The organism is Catellatospora chokoriensis (assembly GCF_011297315.1).
GTDB classification, from domain to species: domain Bacteria; phylum Actinomycetota; class Actinomycetes; order Mycobacteriales; family Micromonosporaceae; genus Catellatospora; species Catellatospora citrea.
The window spans coordinates 49,667-69,463 of record NZ_JAAOTI010000025.1; the positions used below are offsets into that span (position 1 = coordinate 49,667).

Annotated in this window: 24 protein-coding genes; 13 read left to right on the plus strand and 11 right to left on the minus strand. The window is 69.6% G+C overall.

The features are described 5' to 3' along the window. Nucleotides 1-17: 17 nt before the first annotated feature. A complete protein-coding gene (locus HAV39_RS30870) occupies nt 18-1,421 on the minus strand; it encodes a ferredoxin reductase family protein (protein ID WP_239120890.1) in 1,404 nt (467 codons plus the stop codon). A gap of 87 nt (nt 1,422-1,508) precedes the next feature. Here HAV39_RS30870 and HAV39_RS30875 point away from each other — a divergent pair, with 87 nt between their 5' ends. The 4 genes from HAV39_RS30875 (at nt 1,509) to HAV39_RS30890 (ending at nt 4,334) form a co-directional block, all read left to right on the plus strand. Beyond that, nucleotides 1,509-2,198, plus strand: coding sequence for a response regulator transcription factor (locus HAV39_RS30875; RefSeq protein ID WP_191842697.1), 690 nt, complete (start codon nt 1,509-1,511; stop codon nt 2,196-2,198). Then, nucleotides 2,195-3,424 (plus strand): sensor histidine kinase, encoded by a 1,230-nt coding sequence (locus HAV39_RS30880; protein WP_191842698.1) that lies wholly within the window; start codon nt 2,195-2,197, stop codon nt 3,422-3,424. Before HAV39_RS30875 ends, HAV39_RS30880 begins: the two co-directional genes overlap by 4 nt. 238 nt (nt 3,425-3,662) lie before the next feature. Further along, the gene (locus HAV39_RS30885) at nt 3,663-3,926 is read left to right on the plus strand and encodes a family 1 glycosylhydrolase (RefSeq protein WP_191842787.1); all 264 of its coding nucleotides are present in this window, start codon (nt 3,663-3,665) and stop codon (nt 3,924-3,926) included. Nucleotides 3,927-4,133: 207 nt separating this feature from the next. Further along, a complete protein-coding gene (locus HAV39_RS30890) occupies nt 4,134-4,334 on the plus strand; it encodes a hypothetical protein (protein WP_191842699.1) in 201 nt (66 codons plus the stop codon). 97 nt (nt 4,335-4,431) lie between these two features. On the opposite strand, the gene HAV39_RS30895 is transcribed toward HAV39_RS30890, so the two are convergent. After that, a complete protein-coding gene (locus HAV39_RS30895) occupies nt 4,432-5,238 on the minus strand; it encodes an MFS transporter (protein ID WP_203736607.1) in 807 nt (268 codons plus the stop codon). A 65-nt stretch (nt 5,239-5,303) separates the two neighbouring features. On the opposite strand from HAV39_RS30895, the gene HAV39_RS30900 reads away from it, so the two are divergent. Next, on the plus strand, nt 5,304-5,657 hold the full coding sequence (locus HAV39_RS30900; RefSeq protein WP_191842700.1) for a hypothetical protein: 354 nt from the start codon (nt 5,304-5,306) through the stop codon (nt 5,655-5,657). Nucleotides 5,658-5,803: 146 nt separating this feature from the next. On the opposite strand, the gene HAV39_RS30905 is transcribed toward HAV39_RS30900, so the two are convergent. After that, nucleotides 5,804-6,616, minus strand: coding sequence for a spermidine synthase (locus HAV39_RS30905; RefSeq protein WP_203736605.1), 813 nt, complete (start codon nt 6,614-6,616; stop codon nt 5,804-5,806). Between the two features lie 332 nt (nt 6,617-6,948). Here HAV39_RS30905 and HAV39_RS30910 point away from each other — a divergent pair, with 332 nt between their 5' ends. Both HAV39_RS30910 and HAV39_RS30915 read left to right on the plus strand, forming a co-directional pair. Beyond that, nucleotides 6,949-7,599, plus strand: coding sequence for an adenylate kinase (locus tag HAV39_RS30910; RefSeq protein WP_191842702.1), 651 nt, complete (start codon nt 6,949-6,951; stop codon nt 7,597-7,599). 326 nt (nt 7,600-7,925) lie between these two features. Then, nucleotides 7,926-8,279, plus strand: a complete 354-nt coding sequence (locus HAV39_RS30915; protein WP_191842703.1) for a zinc ribbon domain-containing protein YjdM — start codon at nt 7,926-7,928, stop codon at nt 8,277-8,279. Between the two features lie 252 nt (nt 8,280-8,531). Here the strand turns inward: HAV39_RS30915 and HAV39_RS43405 are convergent, their stop codons facing one another. From HAV39_RS43405 to HAV39_RS30925, 3 genes are all read right to left on the minus strand, one after another. Continuing rightward, nucleotides 8,532-8,654: a hypothetical protein gene (locus HAV39_RS43405; RefSeq protein WP_275413971.1), complete on the minus strand. Its 123-nt coding sequence runs from the start codon at nt 8,652-8,654 to the stop codon at nt 8,532-8,534. 578 nt (nt 8,655-9,232) lie between these two features. Next, on the minus strand, nt 9,233-9,583 hold the full coding sequence (locus tag HAV39_RS30920) for a DUF3099 domain-containing protein (protein WP_239120889.1): 351 nt from the start codon (nt 9,581-9,583) through the stop codon (nt 9,233-9,235). Beyond that, nucleotides 9,577-10,329 carry an ATP-binding protein gene (locus tag HAV39_RS30925; protein WP_191842704.1) on the minus strand — a complete coding sequence of 251 codons (753 nt, stop codon included), beginning with the start codon at nt 10,327-10,329 and terminating at the stop codon, nt 9,577-9,579. The genes HAV39_RS30920 and HAV39_RS30925 overlap by 7 nt, the downstream gene beginning before the upstream one ends. A gap of 321 nt (nt 10,330-10,650) precedes the next feature. On the opposite strand from HAV39_RS30925, the gene HAV39_RS30930 reads away from it, so the two are divergent. The 4 genes from HAV39_RS30930 (at nt 10,651) to HAV39_RS30945 (ending at nt 13,550) form a co-directional block, all read left to right on the plus strand. Then, nucleotides 10,651-10,983 carry an NIPSNAP family protein gene (locus tag HAV39_RS30930; protein WP_191842705.1) on the plus strand — a complete coding sequence of 111 codons (333 nt, stop codon included), beginning with the start codon at nt 10,651-10,653 and terminating at the stop codon, nt 10,981-10,983. A 152-nt stretch (nt 10,984-11,135) separates the two neighbouring features. Next, entirely contained in the window at nt 11,136-11,486 is a 351-nt protein-coding gene (locus HAV39_RS30935) for an ArsR/SmtB family transcription factor (protein WP_191842706.1), read from the plus strand. Between the two features lie 2 nt (nt 11,487-11,488). After that, nucleotides 11,489-13,201 carry a SulP family inorganic anion transporter gene (locus HAV39_RS30940; protein ID WP_425321554.1) on the plus strand — a complete coding sequence of 571 codons (1,713 nt, stop codon included), beginning with the start codon at nt 11,489-11,491 and terminating at the stop codon, nt 13,199-13,201. Between the two features lie 7 nt (nt 13,202-13,208). Continuing rightward, complete coding sequence (locus tag HAV39_RS30945) at nt 13,209-13,550, plus strand: hypothetical protein (RefSeq protein WP_191842708.1); 342 nt, start codon at nt 13,209-13,211, stop codon at nt 13,548-13,550. 148 nt (nt 13,551-13,698) lie between these two features. Here HAV39_RS30945 and HAV39_RS30950 read toward each other — a convergent pair whose 3' ends face one another. From HAV39_RS30950 to HAV39_RS30960, 3 genes are all read right to left on the minus strand, one after another. Further along, nucleotides 13,699-14,343, minus strand: coding sequence for a hypothetical protein (locus tag HAV39_RS30950; RefSeq protein WP_191842709.1), 645 nt, complete (start codon nt 14,341-14,343; stop codon nt 13,699-13,701). A gap of 636 nt (nt 14,344-14,979) precedes the next feature. Next, nucleotides 14,980-15,291 carry a hypothetical protein gene (locus HAV39_RS30955; RefSeq protein ID WP_191842710.1) on the minus strand — a complete coding sequence of 104 codons (312 nt, stop codon included), beginning with the start codon at nt 15,289-15,291 and terminating at the stop codon, nt 14,980-14,982. 164 nt (nt 15,292-15,455) lie between these two features. After that, complete coding sequence (locus HAV39_RS30960; protein ID WP_191842711.1) at nt 15,456-16,508, minus strand: NADP-dependent malic enzyme; 1,053 nt, start codon at nt 16,506-16,508, stop codon at nt 15,456-15,458. A 386-nt stretch (nt 16,509-16,894) separates the two neighbouring features. Here HAV39_RS30960 and HAV39_RS30965 point away from each other — a divergent pair, with 386 nt between their 5' ends. Beyond that, complete coding sequence (locus HAV39_RS30965) at nt 16,895-17,104, plus strand: DUF2795 domain-containing protein (protein ID WP_191842712.1); 210 nt, start codon at nt 16,895-16,897, stop codon at nt 17,102-17,104. 148 nt (nt 17,105-17,252) lie between these two features. Here the strand turns inward: HAV39_RS30965 and HAV39_RS30970 are convergent, their stop codons facing one another. Together HAV39_RS30970 and HAV39_RS30975 are read right to left on the minus strand one after the other, a co-directional pair. Next, on the minus strand, nt 17,253-17,867 hold the full coding sequence (locus tag HAV39_RS30970) for a GNAT family N-acetyltransferase (protein ID WP_191842713.1): 615 nt from the start codon (nt 17,865-17,867) through the stop codon (nt 17,253-17,255). A gap of 184 nt (nt 17,868-18,051) precedes the next feature. Then, entirely contained in the window at nt 18,052-18,732 is a 681-nt protein-coding gene (locus tag HAV39_RS30975; protein WP_239121085.1) for a carbonic anhydrase, read from the minus strand. A gap of 800 nt (nt 18,733-19,532) precedes the next feature. Between HAV39_RS30975 and HAV39_RS30980 the strand changes: the two genes are divergently transcribed. Further along, entirely contained in the window at nt 19,533-19,718 is a 186-nt protein-coding gene (locus HAV39_RS30980; protein WP_191842714.1) for a hypothetical protein, read from the plus strand. Nucleotides 19,719-19,797 lie beyond the last annotated feature (79 nt).

Genomic DNA, 19,797 nt, shown 5'->3' on the forward strand with positions numbered 1-19,797 from the left:
GGTTGCGGACGGATGGTTCACCAGGCGAACTCCTCGGCGTGGATACGGTCGCGAGGGGTGCCGGCACCGAGCAGGGCGGCGCGGGCGGCGCGCATCCAGGGCACGGGCCCGCAGATGAACGCGTCGCAGTCCCGCACATCGGGGACCAGGCGCCGCAGCGCTGCGGCATCGGAGCGCCCGGCCAGATGCGCAGGCAGGAAGGAGGCCCGGGGTGGGCGCGGCCCGTGCAGGTAGACCACGCGCAGCGGCTGGCGGGCGGCGATCGCGGCCAACTCCCGGGCGAACACCGGCTCGTGCCCGCCGCGGGTGCGGTACAGCAGCGTGACCGGACGGCAGGCGATGTCAGGGTCTTCGATCAGGGCGCGGATCGCGGTGATGCCGATGCCCGCCGCGAACATCACCACCGGCCTGGGCTGCGCGGCCGGTGCGGTCATGGCGCCGTAGGGGCCTTCGATGACGACCCGGATCCCCGGGCGCAGCGCGGCAAGCCGGGCGCTGCCGTCGCCGAGGTCCTTCACCGTGATGCGCAACCGGTCGCCGGCCGGTGGGGCGGACAGCGAGTACGGGTGCGCGCGCGACCAGCCCGGCCCGTCGAGGAACCGCCACAGGAAGAACTGCCCGGCCCGGACCGGCAGTTGATGCAGGCGCCGGCCGCTTAGGTGGACCGACACGACGCCGGGGGCCTCGGGGAGCACCTGCTCGACGACCAGGCGGTGGCGGGCCGAGCGCCAGGCCGGCAGGCCGAGCCGGAACATCAGCACGCTGCCCAGCGCGGTGAGGTAGAGCGTCCACCAGTAGGTGCGGGCCCACGGGGTGGCGATGAAGTCCGCGCCGGTCCAGAGCTGATGCGGCAGGGCCAGGCCCACGCCGAGGTAGGCATACAGGTGGATGAGGTGCCAGGACTCGTAGCGCAGCCGGCGGCGGGCGGCCCGGATCGAGGTGAGCACCACGGCGAACAGCAGCGCGGTCGCGGCCGTGGCCAGCAGCATGCCCGGGTAGGTCCACACCAGGCTCCACACTTGCCGCAGCAGCCCCATGGGCGCGGTCGCCTCGTACCCGAGCGTGACCAGGACGATGTGCGCTGCCATCAGCCAGAAGGACGCGAACCCGAACCAGCGGTGCCGCCGCGCCAGCGCGTCCTGCCCGTAGGCGCGCTCCACCCACGGGATCCGCGCCATCAGCAGCACCTGCAGCAGCATCAGATCCGCGGCGAGCAGGCCCGTCAGGCGGCCCAGCGAGGCCAGCCCGCCGTCGGCGCCCTCAAGGTTCTGCACACCCTGACCGGCCACCCACAGCGCGAGCACGATGATCACGCTGCCCGCCGCGGCGGAGCCGGCGGCATCCGCCCACCAGCGGCTCGCCCGCCGGGAACCGCGCACCGGGCGCCGGCTCCGCTGGGGTGCCGTCACGGTGACCGTCACATCGACCTCCTGGGTGAGACCTGTTCCCGGCCAGCATGAGCCGCCTTTCTCAGAGCCTTCTGAGAACGTGCGTGCCACTATCGGCAGGTGAGCGAGCAACGCGCCGACGGCGACCGGCAGCGGCCGGCGCTGCTGCTGGTCGAGGACGACGGCCAGCTGTCGGCGCTGCTGGCCGAACTTTTCGACGATGCGGGCTATGCCGTGGACGTCGCCCGGGACGGTCACAGCGGCCTGCACGCGGCGCTGACGCGCAGCTACGCGGTGATGATCATCGATCGTGGGCTGCCCGCGATCGAGGGCCTGGACCTGGTCGGCCGCCTGCGCGTCCGGGGGATCAGCACTCCGATAATGATCCTGACCGCGCTGGGCACGGTCGCCGACCGGGTCGAGGGACTCGACGCCGGTGCAGAGGACTACCTGGTGAAACCGTTCGAGGTCGACGAGCTCCTGGCCCGGGTCAGGGCCCTGGTACGCCGGCATGCCGGCGCCGCCACCACGCTCAGCCTGGGCCGCCGCCACCTGGACCTCCCCACCAGGACCGTGCGCGGCGACGCGCAGACGGCGGTCGAGCTGTCGGGCCGGGAGGCCGGCCTGCTGCAGGTCCTCGCGGCCCACCCTGCCCGGGTGTTCACCCGTGAGGAGCTGCTCGCCCGGGTCTTCGAAGACGCCGACAGTCCCGGCGCCGTCGACACCTACGTCTACTACCTGCGTCGCAAGCTCGGCCCCGGGATCGTGCGGACCGTGCACGGCCTCGGGTACCGGATGGGCAGCGCATGAGCGCCGCCCGCCCCGACGACCAGCGGCTGGTACGCCGCGCCGCGCTGGTCATCGCCGCGCAGACCGCCGCAGCGGTCGCGATCGTCGTGATCGCCGTGGCGGCCCTCGTGCTGTTCCTGACCGTACGGGAGCAGCGTGTCGACGGCGAACGCATCGTCCGGGCGGCGGCGCAGACCGCCCAGGACGCCACCAGCCCGCCACCGGGTGTCGCCCTGCTCATCAGGCAGCCTGACGGGACTGTCGCGACGAGCGCCGGCGTGCCCGAGGGCCTGCGCTCCCTGGACCTGGCCGCGCTGCCGGCCGGCCTCAGCGAGGCGACACCGCCGGTCGACGCCCGAACCGACTCCGACTACCGGCCGCACTACCAGCTGTTCGTAGCCGACCATGACGGCCGGCGGGTCGTCGCCGCACTGGACAGCCGCTACCGGGCCTACGAGACGCGACGACTGATCACCTCGCTCAGCATTGCCGGACTCCTCGGCGTAGCCGCCGCGGCAGGGGTCGGCTGGCTCATCGGCACCCAAGCCGTGCGCCCGCTGGGATCGGCATTGGCGCTGCAACGCCGGTTCGTGGCCGACGCCAGCCACGAACTGCGCACACCGCTGACGATCCTGCACACCCGGGCCCAGATGCTGGCCCGCCGCACCGACCTCGACCCGCGAACCCGCGAGGACCTGCGCCGGCTGGTCGACGACTCCCGGATGCTGTCCGACATCATCGACGACCTGCTCCTGTCCGCCGAACTGCAGCACCGCCCCGGCGACCGCGAGCGCGTCGACATCACCGCACTGGCGCGCTCGGTCGCCGAGTCGTTCGCCCCGACGGCCGGCCAGGCAGGCGTCGACCTGACCATCGAAGCGCCGCCCGACCCGGTCCTTGTCGCCGGGATACCCGTCGCGCTGCGCAGAGCCCTCAACGCACTGGTCGACAACGCCCTGAACCACACGCACACCGGCGGATCAGTGACACTGCGAGTTCGCACCGCCGACGGCCGCGTCAACCTCGCCGTCGTCGACGACGGCGATGGCCTGGACCCCGCGGCCACCGCCGCGCTCACCGAACGCTTCGCCCGCGGTCCGCAGACGCACGCCGGCCGGGGACGCCGGTTCGGCCTCGGCCTGGCCCTGGTACGTGAGATCGTCCACGCCCACGGCGGCACCTTCACCCTCGACGGCCGGCCCAGCGCCGGGGCGACAGCCACCATCACGATGCCGCCCGCGCCCTGAACCCGACGACCCGGCGCTTGCGCGACGGCGACATCCCCACCAAGCGACAGTTCATCGACCCGGAGGGAAACGGTGCTGCCCGGCCGACCACGGCCAAAGCCACGACCGGAGGTACTACGTGGCGCGGCATCGCCACTGGTACCCGCGGCCGGCCCGGTCGGTTCCACGAACCGGCGCGGCGTTCATGCGCGGCCGGTGCCCCCGGATAGATGTACATACCTCCGGTGGTCCGTAACGACTGCGGCGACATCCCAGCTACATCACCGAGAACGGGGCCTCCTGCCGCGCCACCGTCGACCCCGACGGCGCCGTACGCGACCCGCGGCGCATTGCCTACTACGACGGTTACCTGCGCGCTGCAGCCGACGCCATCGGTGACGGGTCGACGGGTGCGGCTTCTTCGCCTGGGCTGCTCGACAACTACGCATGTGATCGGCTCGACCCGTGCGTCTCAGGGGGCTGCGCGTCGCTGGTGGTCGGACCGATGTTCCAACACTGGTGAGGGTGCCACCAGCGACGGTCGAAGGAGCCGGCGGTCGGGCTCTGTGGCGTAACGAGTGCGGACCCGTCCGCCACTTTGCCGTCCATTCCGGCGGTGAGGCCACCGTACCTACGACGAACGCCGCCACCCAGGCTCGCAGAAAATCGCGAGAGAGGTTTACGTCCGGCAACCCGGGGTAGGCGGCGCGCCAGCGGAAGGAGTAGCACCATGGACGGGGCCGCTGCAGTACAGAGCACGCAGGACGAGACACACCAACAGCACGATGACAGCACGGCGTGGGAGAACAGCCTCGATGACGACCTTGCGCGCCTGAACCAGAGGGGCAGGGACCTCGGCACCGAACTCGGGCGGCTATCGGGCCAGCTGGCAGATCTGGCCAAGGACATCAAGTCCCGTCACCACCGGTAGCACGCAGGCCTCGGGCCAATCGCCTTTGCGCTGCATTCGCAGTGCAGCACAGCCCGGCGAAGGTCAACCGGTCCGCCCACCCACGGCACGTCGGAGATCATCGGGTACTGCGTCCGTGCCCTGCCCAGCCGATCAGAGCCGCGCCGAGCACGACGGCGGCGAGCGCGCCGTATCCGGTAGTCAGGGTTGCGGCGGTGGCGACGGCGCCGACGAGCAGGGGCCCGCCGGCGTCACCGAGTTCTCGGCCGAGCTCGGCGGCGCCCATGGTCTGGCCGAGACGCTCGGCGGGTGTCGCGGCGGCGAGCGCGGTGAACGCGACGGGCGTGATGATGCCGGTTCCGACACCGATCCCGACCACCGCGGCCAGCATCCCGACCAGGCCGGGGATCATCGCTGCGGCGAGTCCGCCGAGGGTGATCGCCATTCCGGCAAGGATTCCGGTAGCAGTGGTGATCTTTCCGTTGTCCAGTGCCCGGCCGGCTCGCGGCTGCGTCAGCGCGGCGCACAGGGCCAGGACGGAAACGGCCGCGCCGGTCGCCACGGGACCCAGCCCGGCCGCGGCAACCGACGCGGGCAGGAACCCGCCGCAGACCGACAGCGCAGCGGTGGCAGCGGCCAGCGCGGAGGTCGGGCGAAGGAACGACGCATCGGTCAGCCTCCGGACGAGGTCGGCGAGGGTCTGGCGGGCGCGCGGCCGCGGCGCGACGGCAGGAACTGCCAGCGCGGCCCATATGGCGACGGCGGCCGTCGTTTCGTATCCCGAGCACGGCCAATCGCCCAGGGAGCTGACGAAGCTGGTGGACGACGCGCTGTACAGCGCGAAACGTGCAGGCCGAAACCGGGTACCCGCCTGAAAGGACCTTGGCCCGCGACCGAGTGGACGGCTACGGTGTGACTCGCGCACCAGCAGCCGGTACGACTGGCGGTGCGCAGCGGGCTGAGTGTCGGGAGTGTTGTGTGGTCAGGTACGTGTCCTCACCCGTGCTGACCGTACGCAGCGCGGCCAGGGCCGTGGTGTACACGGTGCTGACGAGTGATGTACAGCAGTCGTGGACGGTTCGGACGCTGCAGCAGGCCCTGCCGCAGGACAAGGGCGTGCGTCTGGAGGCCGTGCGTAGCGTCGTGTACCTGCTCCTGGCCGATGGGCTCGTCGAGCCCGTGGCAGGGCAGCGGGCGTTGACGGTGCGGCTGACGGCTGCGGGAGCAGAGTTCCTCGGCGACGTTCTTGCGAGCTGGAGTGGGCCGGATCCCCAACACCCGTCGGCTGCCCGCGATCGGATCGATACGTCCGGTGTCGGAGATGGCGAAGCATCTGCGGCTTGACGAGCCCTTGGGGTCGCGAATCCCATGGTCATGGCCGACGTCATTGCGCTGACCGCCTCGAACCCGCCATCGGTCCATACGGGACGAAAAGTCGGCAGGCCCACTGCAGCCGGTACTCGCGCGACGCGCGACATTGGGGGATGCGGTCACGGGTGAGTGGCGCGAGCCTGGACGGCGCCGATGGATCGGTCCAGGTCGGGACCGTGCAGGAGGCGGCCTCGGGGAGGGCGGTTCAGGCCGCGGGCTAGGCCTGCCAGGGGCAGCCTGCCTGGGGTGGTTGCCGCGGCGAGGATGACGTTGCGCTGCCCGCCGTGGCGGTCCATGTCGGCGTCGCCGATCAGGCAGACGTCGGCGAACGCGGTGCGGGCGATGGCGGCCTGGAGCCGGGTGGTCGTGAACGGGGGCGTGTCGAGGATGTTGGCTGCGTAGAGCCCGCCCGGCTGTAGGACACGGGCCACATCGGCGGCGAAGCCGGCAGTGGTGACGGCGGCCGGCGTCTGGTCGCCCTGGTAGACGTCGGCGATCACCAGGTCGAATTCGCCGGTGCCGAGGGCTGCCGTCGCGGTGGTGGCGTCGGCGACGCGTACTTTCAGGTCGCCGTCGGGAAGCGGTAGGGCCCGGCGCACCAGCGCGAGTAGTTTGCGGTCGTATTCGATCACCAGCTGCGACGAGTCTGGCCGGGTGGCGGCGACGTAGCGGGGCAGGGTGAGCGCGCCGGCTCCCAGGTGCAGGACTCGTAGTGGGGTTGCGGCGGGGGCGGCTGTGTCGATGATCGAGGCGATGCGGCGTACGTAGCCGAACTCCAGATGGGTCGGATTCGGCAGGTGGACGTAGGACTGAGCCGCGTCGTCGACGAACAGCGTCCAGGCACCGGGGCGGTGCGGGTCGGGGACGAGTTCGGCGGTGCCCGACTCGACCTGTTCGATGATCGGGGCGGGTCGGCGGACGGGCTTGGCCATGATCTCCATGCAAGGGATCGGTGTTGTGCCTGACGATGCCAGCCGACTGGTCCAGGTAGGGCGGGGCCACACACGCCGGCGCCGTTGGCGGTGCGTGTGACGACCTGGCTGCCGTGCCCAACCATGAGGTGGTCACGGCCGACCGCGGCTTGGGTCGGTGCTGCTCGGGCCGCAGGCATTCTGTCCCGAGCAACTTGCCGACCTTAGCAAGTCGCAATGTAGGCTGCTTAGCAAGTGACTATGTCGATCGCGTGATCCTGCTCATTGCCGCTGAGCCTGACAGCGTCAAAAATCGCTGGGATCGGAGCCGCGAACGCAGTCGAGGTGAGTGTGTGAAGCTCGTACTACTCGGCCCGCCCGGTGCGGGCAAAGGAACCCAGGCCGACCTGCTGGCGGCCGGTCTCGGCGTACCGAAGATCTCGACCGGGGACCTCTTCCGCAAGCATGTCACCACCGGCACGCCGCTGGGGTTGCTGGCGAAGTCCCACCTCGACGCCGGGACCCTCGTCCCGGATGAGGTGACCGTCGGCATGGTGACCGCCAGGCTCGCCGACGCCGACACCCGGCCCGGGTTCATCCTCGACGGTTTCCCGCGCACGATCACGCAGGCCCACCTCCTGGACGAGATGCTCACCGCAAGCGGCCGGTCGCTGGACGCCGTGCTGGAGTTCCAGGTCGACAGCGCCGAGGTCACCCAGCGGATGTCCGGGCGGCGCACCTGCCACGCGTGCGCGGCGGTGTGGCACCTCGACCACCGCCCACCGCCGCGCGGCCGCTGCGGCACGTGCGGCGGCGAGCTGTACCAGCGGCCCGACGACGAACCGGCCACGATCGCCCACCGGCTGCAGGTGTACAGGACCCAGACCGCGCCCCTTGCCGGCCACTACCGTGCCCGCGGCATCCTGACCGAGATCGACGCTGCCGGAACCGTGGAGGGCGTATCACAGCGGACGCTGGCCGCCCTCATGCCGGCGTTGGGCTGAGCCGGCCAGAGTCAGGTCGCACCGCCACCGGTCGATGTGGGGGGGCCTGTGGCGATCACTAGATCATCACAGGGCTCCGGCCGGCCGGCAGGCGAGCGTCCGGTTCGGCGGAGCGCGCTGCCCGCTTATCGGGCCACGGGGGGTCAACCGAGTCGGTGCGGCCGCTGTCATGGGCTGTCCGTGTCTCCTGGCGTGTAAAACAACCCTCGCCGAGCGGTGATCCGCCGGCCGACCGCCCGAATAGTCGATCTTGGATGGCGCGTGCGGATCTGGCCCCCAATCGGGGTGTAGTTCCTGGTCACCGCAGGCCCGATTAGAATCGGCTGGTGGAAGAGACGTTGCCGCCGTGCCCCAAGTGCTCCAGTGAATACACCTATGAGGTGGGTACGCTGCTGGTCTGTCCGGAGTGTGCTCACGAGTGGGCACCCGCGCCCGCGGCGTCCGCAGATGATGCAGGCGATGGCGTGATCCGCGACGCGGTCGGCAACGTGCTCGCCGACGGCGACACGGTTACGGTGATCAAGAGTCTGAAGGTCAAGGGCAGCGCCACGGGTATCAAGGCCGGAACCAAGGTGCGCAACATCCGCCTCGTGCCTGGCGTGGGCGATCACGACATCGAGTGCAAGGTCGACGGCATCGGTGCCATGCAGCTCAAGTCCAGCGTGGTCCGAAAGGCCTGACAGCGCCTGGGATAGCCGTCCGTCGAAGCTGTGCGTGAAGCGACTGCCGCGATCCGGTCAGGCACTCCGCCGACCGTGGCTTGTCCAGCGGGCGCTTGGCGTCGTTCGGAATCTTCTGCTCACGGTCTGGTGGGACTGAGGCCGTCTGCGCATCTCCTTGGCGTGGCGAGAGCCCGTAACCTCGTCCTGGGACCGTGATCACCAGTTCCGGCCGGTGGCTTAACAGCGCCACGAGGCCGCCGGAGGCGCGGGTCAACGGATCGCGCGGCGTTCATCGAGGCGTAGGTCGATCCATTTCGCTAGGCGCTCGGCGGTTTCATGATCGCCGTGTTCGCGGGCTGCATGCCATTGCCGTGCCCTATCGGCGATCGGCATGCCTTCAGCGTATTACCGGCCGGAGCGCGGTGGCGTGCGTGCAGTCCAGCAGGCGATGCTCTACGGCGATCTTGAAGGCTAAGGGTTTTCCGTCGGCCAGCCTGGATGTCGGCTGTGGGCCGTCTACTGCGTTGGGGATGAGGGCGGGCACTCTGCGGATACGAGAGATTGGACTTCCGCAGTGTGCCCGCCCTTGTCAGGGGTGGTGGGCCGGCAGGGGCTGGCCGGGAGTGTGCCGGGCTGCGCGGGCGCGTCGAGCGGAGCGCCTGCCGTCTCGGTGCCGCTCCCGCGGTGTGGGTGGGGGGCTGGCTCGTACGCCAGCCATCCATCGACCCGATATGACCTCACCATTTGTTAAGATTAGCAAGTAACAACACCAGCGACCACTGGCAGCGGAGCTTGGTCCGGGCGAGACCGGCCGGGCGGAGCTCGTGCCGACAGCGGCACTGGTGCTGGGCGATCTTGTCAAGCAGCCGCGGTCACATCGGCGGCCCCAAGACGCCACGCACATTGACAACGGCGTCGGTGTGCGTGGTTCTGCCGGGCTGCCAGCCGGCTGCCCTGATCGCAGCGTTCGATCAGGCGGTCATGTCAGCGTCGATGGTGGCGCCGCCGGGCCGGTCGGCGAGGGCGTTGCTCGGAATGACCACTGCGGCACGGCGGCGCCAGCGGTGTTCGGCCTTGGGCGGGCCGTCGTTGGCCATAGTGACCGCGAGCCAGGGCAGCAGCACCATGCCCAGGCCGCACAGTGGCAGCCATAGCGACAGCAGTGGCACTTGTGCCATGGCGAGCACGCTGGCCAGCACGAGGCATCCGGCGCGGATCAGCATCATCGCCACGTAGCGCCGCTCCCGGCGGCGAAGTTCCTGTTCCGGGCTCTCTGCGGCATCGGTGATCAGTACGGGTCGGGCGGTGCGCCGCTTCAGCATGAGCGGCCGCCGGTCACCTGTGTCGGCTCCGTGGATACGCAGCTGGGCGGTGTCGGAAGCCGCATCGTGAACCAGAGGATCTTGCCGGCGGGTGTGGTGGTCTGCCGGTAGCACCCGAGGTGGTCGGCGAGTGTGGCCACCAGGCGTAGACCGCTGCGGTGGGTGCCGAGGTCGGGGTTGGCGTCTAACACGCTGACCGTCAGCATGCGCTGGGCGTCGTGGTCGCGCCACAGGTAGGCGCTGGTGGGAAGGTCGGCACCATCGTGGGCGAGGACGCCGGAGGCGAGTTCGCTGAATGCGACCAGCGTGGAGTCGGCGGCGGGGCGGCAGCCCCAGTCGCTGAGTAGGTCGCGGATCCAATGCCGGGCCGTGAACACCGATGAGGGTTCGGCGGTGAACATCCGGTGGGCCCAACGTGCCGGTGCGTCCGCGCCGGCGGGAGGCAGTGGAAGTGCGCCCGGTGGGCGTGACAGCACGGCCGCGGCGGTGTCCGCCGAGGGGTACATGTCGAGCTGGGCGGCGGCGGGCGACGACGCGAGCAGGTGGGCAGGCGGGGCGATGAGCGCGGGGCGCAGCTGGCCCAGTTGTCCGGGATCCGCCAGGGCGGTGACGCCGGCCTCGGTCCAGCCGGTGAGGGCATCGGCTCGGATGAGGACCGGCCCGCCGCTGGTGAGGCGGGCGGCCGAATCGAGCAGCACCCGCGCAGCGTGTTCGTCGAGGTCGCCGGTCGCGGTGACCACCGGCATGTCCCGATGCGCGCGGGCCGCAACCCGGTGGATGTGTCTGCGGGGCGTTGGGCTGCGTTGCTCGCGTACCGGCACCTGAACCCCCACGACTGCACGGATTAGTACTTTACAACTTTAGCAAGTGGCGATCGCGCCTCGCGCCTGCGGACTGGGTTTGTGGGCAGGCATACGCGGCGGCGGGCATCGCATTCCGTCGCGCTGCCTGGACCTGGCGGCCGCACTCCACCCGGAATGTGGTTCGTCGACGGCGACCGGGACGTGGGATCTGCCGCCGGCGGGTCGGGCGCACCGTTGTCGGTGGCCGGGGCGATGATGCCCGGCGTGATAGTCGAGATTCGCACCTACCAGATCAAGCCCGGCGAGCGCGACGAGTTCGTGCGGGTCATGCGCACACAGTCGGTTCCGCTGCTGCAGAAGTTCGGCATCGCGGTGCTGGACTGCGGGCCGTCGCTGGTCGATGAGGACGGTGCCGAGACGGCGTACCTGATCCGGGCGTTTCCCGCGCGCGAGATCCGCGACGAGCAGGAGACGACGTTCTACGCCAGCCCGCAGTGGCGGCGCGGACCGCGGGAGGCGATCGTGTCGCGTATCGAGTCGTCGCACACCGTCGTCCTCGAGATGCCGGCAGCAGCCGTCGAGGCGCTTCGCCGCTGACCTTCCACCCGACGGCGCACGGCGGTGACGCCGCGTCTCGCTGGCCATTGCATCCGGTGAGGTCAGTCACATTCCCCGCCGGTTCGCTGCATGAAGTAATTGAAGAGGTGTTCAATTGCTGAGTCGGTTCAGTAGTGATGTGGATGGGTGTCGTGGTGGTTCCGCTGTACCAGAGCAAGGCGGAGTTCTTCCGTACCCTCGGACATCCGGTACGCATCAGGGTCCTCGAACTGCTCGGCGACGGGCCGATGGCGGTACGCGACCTCCTCGAAGCGGTGGAGATCGAGGCGTCGAGCCTGTCGCAGCAGCTGGCAGTGCTGCGCCGGGCCGGGATCGTCGTCTCCTACCGCGACGGCGCGGCAGTGTTGTACGCCCTCGCCGGCCCGGACGTGGCCGACCTGATGCGCGCGGCCCGCCGGTTCCTGACCGACATGCTCGCCGGCCAGGCCCAACTGCTCGACGAACTGCGCGACGCCGACGAAACCGCAGCGATGGCGCGATGAGCATGGCCGTGATCAAGGCATCCTTGCGGGCGCGCCTGTCCGGTCTGGTCGGCTTTCTGCCGTCGAGGCAGGACTGGGCGTCGATGCGCCGCCAACCGCGCCGCGACCTCGTTGCCGGGCTCACGGTGGCGGTCGTGGCGTTGCCGCTCGCGCTGGGCTTCGGTGTCGCCTCCGGCCTCGGCGCCGCGGCAGGGCTGGCCACCGCGATCGTCGCCGGGGCCTTGGCGGCCGTGTTCGGCGGATCGAACCTGCAGGTGTCCGGCCCGACCGGCGCGATGACCGTGGTGCTCGTGCCGATCGTGCACCAGTTCGGCCCCGGCGGAGTGCTCACCGTCGGCCTGATGGCAGGCATCGTCCTCATCGCGCTGGCGCTGGCCCGCGCGGGCCGGTTCGTGCGCTACGTACCCGCCCCCGTGGTCGAGGGCTTCACCGTCGGCATCGCCGCAGTCATCTTCCTTCAGCAGGTCCCAGCCGCACTCGGCGTGCCGACCCCACACGGGGAAAAGGTCACCGCCGTCGCCTGGCAAGCCGTCGTCGACTTCGTCCACCACCCGCAATGGACCGCACTCGCGCTGGCTGCCGGCGTCGCCGTCGTGATGCTGGCGGGGGCCCGCTGGAAGCCTGGCATCCCGTTCTCACTGCTGGCCGTCGCCGCCGCCACCATCGTGACCGCGACCGCGGACCTGGACGTGGCCCGCATCGGCGCTCTGCCCGCCACCCTGCCCGCACCGTCACTGGGCTTCCTCGACCCGGCCGCCGTGCCGATGCTGGTCACCTCCGCCCTGGCCGTGGCCGCCCTGGCGGCGCTGGAGAGCCTGCTGTCGGCCACCGTCGCCGACGGCATGACCGTCGGGCAGCGCCACGACCCCGACCGGGAACTGTTCGGCCAGGGCGTGGCCAACCTCGTCACACCACTGTTCGGCGGCGTGCCCGCGACCGCGGCGATCGCCCGCACCGCCGTCAACGTCCGCACTGGCGCCGGATCCCGACTCGCCGCGCTGACCCACGCACTCGTTCTGGCCGTCGTCATGCTCGCGGCCGCGCCGCTGGTCGCCCACATCCCGCTCGCCGCTCTGGCCGGGGTGCTCCTGGCTACCGCGATCCGCATGGTCGAGGTCGGCTCGCTGCTCGCCCTGGCCCGCTCCACCCGCTCCGACGCCGTCCTCATGGTCCTGACCGCCGCCGCGACACTCGCCCTGGACCTGATCGCCGCGGTCGGCATCGGCCTGGTCCTGGCCGCATTCCTCGCCGTACGCAAGATCGCCCGCGCGGCGACCCTCGAACAGGTCCCGTTGGACGTGTCCGACCACCATGCCGAGGAGGCGGCGCTGCTGGCCGAGCACATCGTCGCCTACCGATTCGACGGGCCGCTGTTCTTCGCCGCCGCGCACCGCTTCCTGCTGGAACTGACCGAGGTCGCCGACGTCCGGGTGATCATCCTGCGCATGTCGCGGGTGTCGGCCATCGACGGCACCGGCGCCACCGTGCTACGCGACGCGATCGAACGGCTCGAGCACCGCGGCATCACTGTCTATCTGTCCGGCATACGGCCAGGCCATGACAAGACACTGCAGTCCATCGGCGTCCTGGACCGGATGCGTCGGCAGCACAGGCTTTTCGAGCACACCGCCGAGGCGATCGCCGCCGCTCGTACGCACCTGCACCGCACCGGAGTGATGACCGACGTTGCGAGGCCTGCGCTGGAAGCAGTGTGAGCAGCCGGTGACTGCACTGCGGCGGGCGGCGTGGCACGGCTACCTGGCGGTCATCGCCGGGCTGGCACCGGCCCTGCGCGACGTGTCGACCCCCGACGAGCAGGTGACTGCCGAGTTCGCCGCACTGGGTGCCCATCTCCACGTGCACGCCGGGTTGTGGGGAGAGGACGGACTGCGGCTGGTCGCGGTCGCGGCACGGGCCGACGCGATGTTCGTCGCAGGCGACCGCACCGGGTCGATGGTGCTGACGCGGGCGCTGGCCCGACGGCTGTTCATCCTGTCCCGCTCGACACCAACGCGGTCGCAAGGTGGCGAAGACCGGCCGCGACCGTCCGGCGCAGCGGGGTGAATCCGCCCGACTCCGCCCGCAGCCGCGACACGCCGCAGCACCCCCCGGCCGTACAGTCCTCGTCAGACCGGCACCTGCAGTTTCTGCCCGGCTGGGAGTTCGAAAACTGACTCGTCCAGCGGCGACGCATTGGTCCTAAGCGACACTCTCAAGAATTGTGATCTCGCAGCGGATCCTGAGGTCGTGATGCGACGACCGAGCGGTACTCGGTTGCCAGAAGTCGCATGAGCTGGTCGAGTTCGCGGATGATGCCGACCAGGGCGGGCCTCGCCGGATACGCCGCTATAAGGCCGTACAGCGAGCTCTCGAATTCCTCGATTGCGGAATCGATTCGCCTCGAATTGATTCCGTGAACACTCGCAAAGTGCCGGACGATGTTTGCAGCCGTCTGGCCTGCTGCTTGTGCACCCGATATGTCGGGAGGAGGCCCATACGGGCCTGGGCGGTCGGCGGCTGAACTGTCGATAGGCGTCGCCGTATGAGGCTGGCCATCCAGAGACATAGCTCCATGATCGATGGTTGTACTGTGAGGTTCAATCTCCCGTCTCAGCCCATCGACAGCCTCCTTCACCAGGGAGGCAACCCTTTCACGCTCGGCGAACCAGTTGAATACCAGCGCCACCACGAGAATCGTCGCTGAGAACCCGACAACTCCGGACATCAGGTTGACCGAGATCGGATGGGCCTGAAGCCATTGAAGGTGGCGCTGCTCGAGGTACATCGACGTCGCGAACGACAGGATGAGGAGGACGGTCAGCGCGCGGACAAGGGATCTCGGGGCCTTCTGGCTCATGGGGGTCCTTCGACGAGAGGTCGTGCCAAGAATAGGGGGTCCGGCGCAACGAGTCGTGCTGAACCGAGACGTAAGCCACCGCTGCCCCTATCGCGCGGGCCCATGCTGATCCCTGGGGCACACCCGTTCGCTTTGAAGCAGCCGGTCGACCCTCTGCAGGGTCTGTTCGCCCGGCTGCGCGGCCCGCAGGCCGCACCCGATGCGCCGTGGCGTTCCTCGGCGGGCTGCGGCTGGTGTCCTGGGTCGCCACCATCCTGGACGTGCCCGACTGCCCGGCCAACGCGCAGGCGTTCATCGGTTCGATCAACTCCCTAGGGCGGGGCGCATTCCCGAAGGTCCGACTGCTGACGCTGATCGAGTGCGGCACCCACGCCGTCATCGACGCGGTCTTTGGCGCGGTGTCCGAGCAGGCCCCAGCCCGCCCGGTACTGGGTTCGCGCCGTCGCCGACATCCTCGAAGACCAACACGAACGCCGCGACCGCGTCAGTCCGCGTGTGGTCAAACGATCGCAGAGCCCCTACCCATCGAAGAAGCACGCCGTCCAGCCCATATCCATGGCCGTCGAATACGTCATTGCCGTCGTCCGCCAAGCCCACGCGTGACCTGCCGCAACGCTTATCTTCCCGGCATTGGGGCTAAAAGCCGTCGACGGCGCGCTGCGCGGCGAGTTGCCGCAGTTCGTCAGCTATCTCGTAGAGGTATCCGATCAGCACATGCCTGTCGACGGGCGTGTCGCGCCGCACGGCCAGGGCCTGGTCGAGCAGCGCGAGCATCCCTGCGCGTCTGTCGCCGAGGGCGTCGTCGTGCAGGTGCTCGATCAGCACCGACCATTCCCAGCCGAGTTCGCCCTCGTACCACTCGCCCTCCTGGATGGTGCGCAGCAGGCCGTAGACCAGGTCCACGTAGGCGGTCCATGCCGCTTGCCGCAATGCAGCGCCGACGCCCACCTGATCACCTCCGGTGTTGCGATGTTGCCTCAAAACGCTACGTAGCCCGAAAGCAGCGCGGCGACCCCCGGTCAAGAACACCATCCGCGGGCCGCATAACCGTGGGGGCCGCACTGTGGCGCTCTGCGATGGAGGCCGCCGCTTGGCCGGATACCGGGGTCCACTCATCTCCGGGTGCCTTCCTGCGGAAACGCGTGCCGTGCGGGTGCGGCGGCGCGCCGTTCGTATGTGGCGGTCGCGGTCACCGCCGCTGCCACGCTCGCGACCACACGCTCGTCGCCCACCTCGGGTAACAGCCGTGAGGTCGAAACATGGACGGCAAGACCGGACAAGGCGTCGGCGGCGGCCAGTTGCATCGGCAGGCTCACCTCGCTGGAGCAGGCGTTCAACGCACCGCGTAGCAGGCCGGGCAGCGCCAGGGCGGCATCGACAGCGCCGGGACCCTGCCTGGTGACGACCACTGCCGCGGCCTCGGCGACCTCGCTGAGGACGGGTTGCCCGTCGGTCAGGGCGAACACCACCGGCGATGGTCGCATCGCGGTGACCATGGGTGCTGTCAGCGCCGTGGTGGGCGCCAGGTCGATGAGCGCGTCAGCGCCGACGAGCAGGTCGGGCAGCCGCCCGCGCACGCGGCGTGGGTTGGTCCATCCGATCAGCCGCGTCAGATACGGCGGCAGCACGGCGGCATCGTCGGGGTGCAGGGCGCCGCCGCGGCCGCAGATCACGACATCGTCGACCCCGGCCGCGACCAGTAGCCGTGCTGTCGCCGCTGCGCCGGGACTCACGCCGGCGATCACCACTCGAGCAGTGGGCAGGTCCTTTCCCGCGACCCGAACTGCGTTGTTGAGCCCCGCCAGCACGGCAACCGCAAGGCCGAGGGCGTCGCCCTGCACCACAGGCATGCCCAGGCGCTGCTGCAGTAGTCGCTGAGCCTCGAAGCACTCGGCGGCGTTATGACCTTCCAGGCTGAGCGCTGCGAACCCGGGCGCCAGCGAGGTCACCGCCGTGACAAACGCCTCCACGTTGTCGGTGTCCACGCTCACGGGCTCTGCGTCGATGCCCGCGAGGCGAGCGAGTGCGCCGGCTTGCGTGTCGGCCCGCCGTCGTGCCGTCGGCAAATCGGCGCGCTCGGGGCTCAACGCGGTGCCGGTCACGACCGCGACCCGGTTCGCCTGGACGGAGTCCTCGTCGGCGCCGCGCAATTCGGTCTCACCCACGGCGTTGACCGCCCTTGTCCGTGCAGCGCGTGTGAACCATGTCACTGCCACGCCCCACGCCGTCATCTTCGGACCTCACAAGTTGCTAAAATTAGCAAACGAATGGGGTGTGCGGGAAGCGCCCGCGCATCGACCTGACCGACGGCGACCAAGCTACCGCGCTGCGCCTCGATCCTGCCGATTGGGCTGGGGGAGATCCCGCAGGTCGCCGGATGGTTCACGAAGTTCGGCGACGAGCTACCCACCACCCTGTGACGGAGCTGGACCTACTGAGAACCGCGCTCTACGCGGTGTGATCGACCCGGTGTCGCGCCGCTGCCCCACATCTCCGCGGCGGTGCGACACCGGGTGCTACCCACAGCCACTGCCGTAAGACAGGACAGCACATGGACACCGTCACCCGTTCCGAACTCGTCGACCACATCGAGTTCGCCTTCGCCACCGGCGCCGTCACGAAGGCAGACCTGCTGGCCGCCGCAGCGGCCAGCAACGCCCGCCCGCAGGTCGTGGTCGCTGTGCAGCAACTACCTGACCAGACCTTCGCCACCGTGCGCGACCTGTGGCGCCACCTCGCCGACATGCCCATCGGCGGCTGAGCCCGCAAGCCCGACATCACCACGTCCTGCCTGCTCGGCCGAGCAGGGAGGACGCGGACATCAACCCTGGACGCCTGCACGAAAGGCGCGCCGGTGCCCCTATGGAACCCGCCGCCTGTGCCGCGGGACAGCCAGAACGATGGCCCGCCTACACCGGCAGGGCGCGCGTCGTCACCGATCGCGGCCGACCCCGATGCGCCGCCCACCCCTCGGCCAACACGGACATGATGTGTGCGTCGACCCAATCGCCGTCCCAGCACAACGCATCCCGCTTGGTCCCCTCGAGCACGAAGCCGACCTTCTCGTAGACGCGGCGCGCTCGCGGATTGAACGCGAAGACCTCCAACCCGATCCTGTGCACGCCGACAGTGCCGAAGGCATAGTCCAACACCATCCTGCTGGCCTCCGTGCCCAACCCTCGGCCGAAGAACCGGCCGCCGAACAAGGCGATACGAAACGAGCAGGACCGGTTACGCGCGTCAAGATCCGACAGCACCACCTCGCCGGTGGTCTCGCCGGTGGCCTGTTCGACGATCGCCAGATCCAGCCGATCGTCGTGTTCGGCCCGGGAGGCATACCAGCGTTCCAGCACATCGAGACTGAACGTCGTGTGGGTGCCGGTCAGTCGATCCACGTCCGGATCGAGCGTCGACGCAGCCAGCGCCGGCGCGTCGGTCGCGCGAAGCGGACGCAGGGTCACGAGGTCGCCAGTGAGCGTCGGCTTCTCGGCGAAGGAGATCTCGGCAGGCACGTCGGTGATCATGCCCGGTGTCTGCCATCACCGCCAATACGTTTACGAGCCGCTTGTGGATCGGGCGCGAATCCGCCTTTACAGGATGTTCTGTTGGCTGTGCGGTTCTCGCCGAGGACACTGCCTGGCGCGGTGTCACAGCTACGCACGGACGGCAGGATCACTCCAAGCTGTGTGAGCCCGGCCGTGCCCGTAGTCACAGCACAGTGACTCGTCCGGTATCCAGGTCGTAGAGGGCGCCGACGAGCTGGACCTGGCCCGAGTTCGCCAGCTCGGCGACGAGGCTGCTGCGGCGCAGCACGTGGTCGAGTTGGGCGCGAATGTTGGCGCGTACGGCGTTGGCGACCGGGTCGCCTGGCCGGTGTAGCGCCGCCTCGGCGACCGGCCTTAGCCGGGCCACGATCGAGACCATGTGCCCCGCGGGCATGGCAGCGGTGCGCACGGCGTCGATGGCCGCGGTGACGGCACCGCACCGTTCGTGGCCGAGCATCATCAGCAGCGGCGGGGCCATGTGAGCCAGCGCGTACTCGATGCCGGCGAGGACGACGTCGTCGACGATGTTGCCCGCGACCCGGTTGTCGAACACGTCGCCCAGTCCCTGGTCGAACACGATCTCCGGCGTGGCTCGCGAGTCCGCGCACGCGACGGTGATCACGAACGGGTGCTGGCCGTCGGCGAGCATCTGTTGGCGGGCCGATCGCTGATGGGGGTGGACGGACTTCCCGGCGACGAACCGGCGGTTGCCGTCCAGCAGACGTTGCAGCGTCCGGTGAATCTCTTGTGTGGAGCCGTCAACGAGTCCTTGCGGCGTCGCGACATCGGTTGTGGTGGCAACGGCAAGCGGCAGTGCCGCCGCAAGCAGGCTGCGGCGGGCCACGGGACGCCCAAGTAGGTGACCGGGGCTGGCGTGCGCATCAGCGGCCGCGAGCGGAGTCCCACCAGTGCCTGCCGCTCGAACGGTGGGGTTTCCACCTGCTGAGGCCATCGGTGTCGGATACGGTGTTGCTGCCATGATGACCAAGTATCCGACCGGCAAGTAGACGTGTGTCGTGTCTGGGCTCGGCATGTCGCGGACGGCCCGGGACATCTCGCGTACGAACGAGGACTGCCACCTCGGAACCGACGCCCCTTCGCCCGTCGGCCGACACCCCGCGACTCGCGAGCGGCGCGCCTTCCTCTTTGCACTAACGTTGCGGCGGGTACCGGGCCCGGAGTTGCGAGCGCCGCGACCGGCTCACCACATAGTTGAGGGGGCGGCTCTCGGTGGGGCCGTCCCTTCTTGGCAGGCCACCCGTTCAGAACCTGATACATGAAGTCCGCCGGTGCAGCCGGCGGCCCGATATGGGTCGGTCGTTGGACTCTCGGTGGGGGTCTGAATGGTCGCCGGGGCCGAGCGAGCCGCCGACAGTCGAACTTTACTCACGACGCATCACGCGATTCGACATCTTCGACGACGGGGCCGATTAGTATGAGAACGCGTCTGTCAGGAGTGCCCACTCCCGACGCGCAGAGGACCATCGCCGACCATCGACGGGGGTTCTCTTGCGTTAGTGCTGGCGTGCCTGCCGGATGGTTGGTTAACCGCCGAACCCACTGATGACGGCGAGAGAACACGTTCGCTGACGTCTCGATCCGCCTCGCGCGGCAACCGCCCCCATGGAGGGTGGAGCCTTGTCATTGTATTTCGTGCTCGGCAAGTGGTACCTGTGGTACGTCGGCTTCATGTGCCTGATTCCGGCCATCGGGCTACCGTTGCTCGTCTGGGCATTCGTCAGGACATCGCGCGGCGACATGCTACCCGGCGAGCAATCTCCGCGTGACACGCCGTCATCGGTCAGCACGCCCAGTGACGAGGCGAAGTAATGTTGTCCTCGCCTCCACGCACATGTCGAACCAGCACTGAAACGAGAAGACCCCGGCCGAATCGGCCGGGGTCTTCTCG